Annotated in this window: 5 protein-coding genes and 1 pseudogene; 2 read left to right on the top strand and 4 right to left on the bottom strand. The window is 59.4% G+C overall.

All coding sequences use genetic code 11. The annotated features are described in order from the left end of the window. Together AD428_RS25775 and AD428_RS23150 are read left to right on the top strand one after the other, a co-directional pair. Positions 1-193: pseudogene (locus tag AD428_RS25775) on the top strand (ATP-binding protein); the annotation flags it as partial. A gap of 51 nt (positions 194-244) precedes the next feature. Further along, a complete protein-coding gene (locus AD428_RS23150) occupies positions 245-1,747 on the top strand; it encodes a helicase-related protein (protein ID WP_235491087.1) in 1,503 nt (500 codons plus the stop codon). Between the two features lie 172 nt (positions 1,748-1,919). On the opposite strand, the gene AD428_RS23145 is transcribed toward AD428_RS23150, so the two are convergent. The 4 genes from AD428_RS23145 to AD428_RS29870 all read right to left on the bottom strand — a co-directional run bounded on the left by AD428_RS23145 (position 1,920) and on the right by AD428_RS29870 (position 4,557). Further along, entirely contained in the window at positions 1,920-2,261 is a 342-nt protein-coding gene (locus tag AD428_RS23145) for a DUF3024 domain-containing protein (protein ID WP_053246717.1), read from the bottom strand. An 8-nt stretch (positions 2,262-2,269) separates the two neighbouring features. Continuing rightward, positions 2,270-3,811, bottom strand: a complete 1,542-nt coding sequence (gene tnpC, locus AD428_RS23140; RefSeq protein WP_152968205.1) for an IS66 family transposase — start codon at positions 3,809-3,811, stop codon at positions 2,270-2,272. A 72-nt stretch (positions 3,812-3,883) separates the two neighbouring features. Further along, positions 3,884-4,216 (bottom strand): IS66 family insertion sequence element accessory protein TnpB, encoded by a 333-nt coding sequence (gene tnpB, locus AD428_RS23135; RefSeq protein ID WP_053246409.1) that lies wholly within the window; start codon positions 4,214-4,216, stop codon positions 3,884-3,886. Continuing rightward, entirely contained in the window at positions 4,213-4,557 is a 345-nt protein-coding gene (locus AD428_RS29870; protein ID WP_152968175.1) for a transposase, read from the bottom strand. Before AD428_RS29870 ends, tnpB begins: the two co-directional genes overlap by 4 nt. Between the last annotated feature and the right edge of the window lie 57 nt (positions 4,558-4,614).

Genomic DNA, 4,614 nt, shown 5'->3' with positions numbered 1-4,614 from the left:
CGAGCCGCACCCAGCATCATCGTCACCAGCAATCTGCCCTTCAGTCAGTGGTCCTCATGCTTTGCTGAGGACAACGCTGACCGCCGCCTTGCTCGACCGCCTGCTGCATCACGCCCATATCGTGCAGATTGCCGGGGAAAGCTACCGACTCAAGGACAAGCGCAAAGCAGGGAATATCAAGATCAGGAGCTAGGTTTTTTGGACGCCGGGGTGGGTCAGTTTTACTCCGACGATTCCGACGAAAGTGGGTCAGTTTTCAACCGGCGTTGACACCTGGTTGCTGCCGTCCCCAACCCTTACCACCAAGATTGACCCGCTTGAGATTGCTCTGGGCCGTGGAAGCGGACCACTGGACGTCCAGGAGCTGAGGGACGAGGTCAAGGCTATTTGCCGCAGTTTGGTCGAGACCCTGCCTGATGCCGGGGAAGGGACGCGGGCTGATGAGCGATGGTATTGGGCGGCTCCCATTCTTCTCGATTCCCATAATGGGTTGTTGGACTGGTGTAAGAGCCATTCGGGATGGAGATCCGCTACGCCGGACCATGAATCAGGCACCCGTTTCAAAGATCACATCGACCTGCTGGTCAGCATGGCGGAGGGCAACATTCCTCTTGGTCCTCAGCCAGATGATCTGGTCGATGTGCTTTGCGATCTGGCTCTTGCCGGTCCAGGAGTGTGTGCCTTGCGAGCACTTCGCCGTATCGGTGTCGGGATCGATGCGGGCGATCCGAACCTTCTGTCGGCCGCAGCCAGAATCGCATCCGGCTTCCGATCTCTTTTCAATATGCCGGAGACGATTGCCATGCTGCGAGGCTCCGGCGAGGACACTTATTGGCGGTTAACGCTTCAGTACGGTATCGACGGCAATCTCCAATCGGTGCTCGACGAATATGTGCATGTCCTTCGAGAGTCTTTGGGTCTCCAAGAGCACTCACCGGAAGGACAGGTGGCTGGCATAGCCGAGTGCATCCAATCGGTGTTGTCACTGCGAACCGCGCAGATTCGAATCGACGAAATAAAGATGTCGGGCGACGGCTTTGCTCTCGATGATTTCAACACCCGCTGTCGTTTCGCGCTCCGGTTCGGGGATATTCGAGACGACAACAACCAGGCTCTCGTTCGCGCAGACTCGGTACGGGACGCCTTCAACTCACCGTTTCGTCCCTTCGTTCTGGCGTCGACCTCGATAGGTCAGGAAGGGTTGGACTTCCACACTTGGTGCCATGCCGTGGTCCATTGGAATCTGCCTTCCAATCCCGTTGATCTTGAACAGCGCGAAGGCCGGGTTCATCGGTATAAAGGCCATGCGGTCAGAAAGAATGTTGCGGAACGGTATGGTCTGACTGCTCTCTCCGTGGCGCATGAGGGAGGCGATCCGTGGCAGACCCTTTTTCAGATCGCGGCCCAAGGCAAATCCAATGGGCTTTCCGATCTCATCCCGTATTGGATCTTCGAGGATGGTTCCGCCCGGGTGGAGCGCCGCATTCCTCTGCTCCCGTACAGCAAGGAGGTTGGCAAACTCAAACGGCTGAAGCAAGGGTTGGCCCTCTATCGGATGGTTTTCGGTCAACCCCGCCAGGAAGATCTGCTGTTCAGCCTTAGCCAGAACGGTAACCATGAGTCAGCGGATTTGGCCGACTGGCTGATTTCGCTTCAACCCCCGGAAACTGTTTTGAATGATGAACCGGCCGAGGAAAACGCACTGATCCTGCCTCCGGCAAAGTCTGTTCAGGGTATTAGCTGTTAGCGCCGGTGTAATACTGACCCACCCGGAGGTGCGCACCCATTCGGGTGCATAAATCAGTAGGGGAGAGGGGGTAAGAATACCGTAAGCGCACGGGGAACGCACATTGACGGACGGCCGATACGCGATCAGGGATCACATATTGACCTGGAGGGCAATGTAGTCGGCTAACAGATTAGCCCCAGAAGCACCCATAGGGATCAGCATCTATCCCCTCCAGAACTTGGTTTAAGGTGCGTACCCTGGCCAGGGGCTCGTAGCTATGCCACCGAAGGTCGGCCCGCATCCAGAAGATTTTCCATACCTTTTGTGTCCGAACCCACGTCGCCTTCGCGACGGGCTCTAACAAACGAGAGCCGTCATACAGCTGCCGATCTTCATGGATAATGACAGACTGGCTTTCAACAGAATAGCCAATATCAAGCTGCGCTCGGATTTCAGGGCGTGGACGGCGCTGTGCGATATATGCTGTCATGGTGCGATGCACCCTTGCAAGTTCGAGCTCAGTGAAGGCCATGACTTTCCTTATCGTCTTGAAGCGGCAGCAGGTACCCAGTTTTGCGGCAACAGTTCGTCGATCCGGTTATTCGGGTGCGTGGGCAGGCGTGTGAGGATGTCCGTCAGATAGGCATACGGATCGTGACCGTTCATCTTCGCCGACTGGATCAGGCTCATGACGGCAGCGGCACGCCGGCCCGCTCGCTGGGAGCCAGCGAACAGCCAGTTCTTGCGGCCCAGGGCAATGGGCCGGATCTGGTTCTCGATCCAGTTGTTGTCGATGGGTAAGCGGCCATCATCCAAGTAGCGCGTCAACGCCGCCCAGCGCTTGAGACTGTAATCGAGCGCTCGCGCAATGCCGGTGCCGTCGGGCACCTTACTGCGGTGTGCCGTCATCCAGGCATACAAGGCCTCGGCAATGGGCCGGGCCTGCTGATCTCGCAGCCGTTGCCGTTCTTCAGGAGCCAAGTTAGCTCCCTGCGCTTCGATCTCGTAGAGCTGGCCGATGGATTTCAGTGCCTGCTCAGCGATCTGGCTCTTGCCCGACTGATGCAGTTCAAAAAATTTACGCCGGGCGTGCGCCATGCAGCCGACCTCGGCCATGCCCTGCTCGAAGCAGGCTTTGTAGCCGCCGTAATCATCGCAGACGAGTTCCCCACGCCAGTCGCCGAGGAAGGCGCGGGCATACGCACCCGAACGGCCTTCGGTAAAGTCATAGACGACTGCCTTCAGATTCTGGAACGCGCCGGGCGCATAGGCCCAGAGGTAGGCACGGTGGGTTTTCTTGTTACCGGGTTGTAGCACCTGAACCGGCGTTTCATCCACATGCACCACCGGCTCCTTCAGGATCGCCTCACGCAAGGCATCGACCAGCGGCTGCAAGCGCACCCCGCAGACGCCCACCCATTCTGCCAGGGTGGAGCGTGGAATCTTCACGCCGGCTCGCGCGTAGATCTGCTCCTGGCGGTATAGCGGGAGATGATCCGCGTATTTCGCCACCAGCACATGGGCCAGCAGGCCGGAAGTTGCGATGCCCTTGTCGATGACCTGAGCGGGCATCGGCGCCTGGGTCAGCGTCTCGCACTGGCGGCAGGCCCATTTGCCACGAATGTGCTGCTCAACGCTGAACACACCCGGCGTGTAGTCAAGCTTCTCGGTGATGTCCTCACCAATGCGCTGCATCTGGCAGCCACAGGCGCAAGTGGTGGAGTGCGGCTCGTGGTGCACCTGGATACGGGGCAGCGCCGGCGGCAGCGCCTGGCGCTTGGGCTGCGAGACCGCCTTCTGTTCCGGCTGAGGACCACCCAAGTTGATCAGTTCCTGCTCGATGGCGGCGATGTCGGCATCGACCGCGTCTTCCAGCAGCAACCCCTGTTCGCCGCCAAGCTGTTCGCTCTTTTTGCCGAAGCGATAACGGCGCAGCACCGCAATCTCATGCGTGAGCTTGCGGATGTGCGTGTCCTTAAAGTGGATATCCTGCGCCTGCCGCTCGAGCTTGCCCATCAATTCCGCCGCCAGCGCCCGCAGGGCGTCGGCATCAAGATGGTCGAGGTTGGGTGCTGTCTTCAGAGGCATAGCCGCCATAATGCCAGACCCCTGTGCAGCGCACCATTCGCACTGCCCCGGATTGCAAATCCGGGGTCATAAGAGGCTGATCGATTCGTACTCACCCAGGCGTTGCCACGGCAGACCGATGACGAGCGCACGAGCTTGTTCAGCGGTGAGCGCCATTTGTGTGTCACCGGGCCGGGGCCAGTGCACACTCCCCTGGTGCAACCGTCGTACAGCCAGCCAGATGCCGAAGCCATCGCACACCAGCACCTTCAGCCGGGTGCCGCGGCGGTTGGCAAACACGTAGGCATGGTGCGGCTGCGAGGCGCCGAAGACCTCGATCACGCGGGCGAGCAACCGATCCATACCGCTGCGCATGTCCACGGGCTCTACAGCGAGCCAGACTTGGTCAATGCGAATCACCGCAACCACTCACGCAACAGCGCGGCACATTGGGCTGCGGCGCTAATCGGCCAGGATACGCGCACTGTCGCAGTGTCGCGCTTCACTTCCAGGCGAATGACGTCGTGACTCGCACCAGGCTGGCTCGCGCTCACTGATAGAGGGACGAATGGCGCAGTGGGTTGGCGAGAGGGACCCACCAAAGCCGGTGCGCGCCGCTGGCGCCCCTCCTCCTCAGCCAAGCAGTGGTGGCCGTAGCGTTCATGCTCTTTGACCCACCGATGCAAAACGTTGGGGTTCATACCGTGCTCTACGGCTAACGCCGCGAGCGACACGTCGCCCTGCAAGCATTGCGCCACCATTTCCTGTCAACGCCGGTTGAAAACTGACCCACTTTCGTCGGAATCGTCGGAGTAAAA

This window comes from Achromobacter sp. DMS1 (assembly GCF_001270295.1).
This window is presented reverse-complemented; position numbering and strand designations above follow the sequence as displayed.

Excerpts from the sequence above, each read along its gene's own strand:
- AD428_RS23145 (WP_053246717.1), bottom strand. The coding sequence starts at position 2,261 with ATGGCCTTCACTGAGCTCGAACTTGCAAGGGTGCATCGCACCATGACA.
- AD428_RS29870 (WP_152968175.1), bottom strand. The coding sequence starts at position 4,557 with ATGGTGGCGCAATGCTTGCAGGGCGACGTGTCGCTCGCGGCGTTAGCC.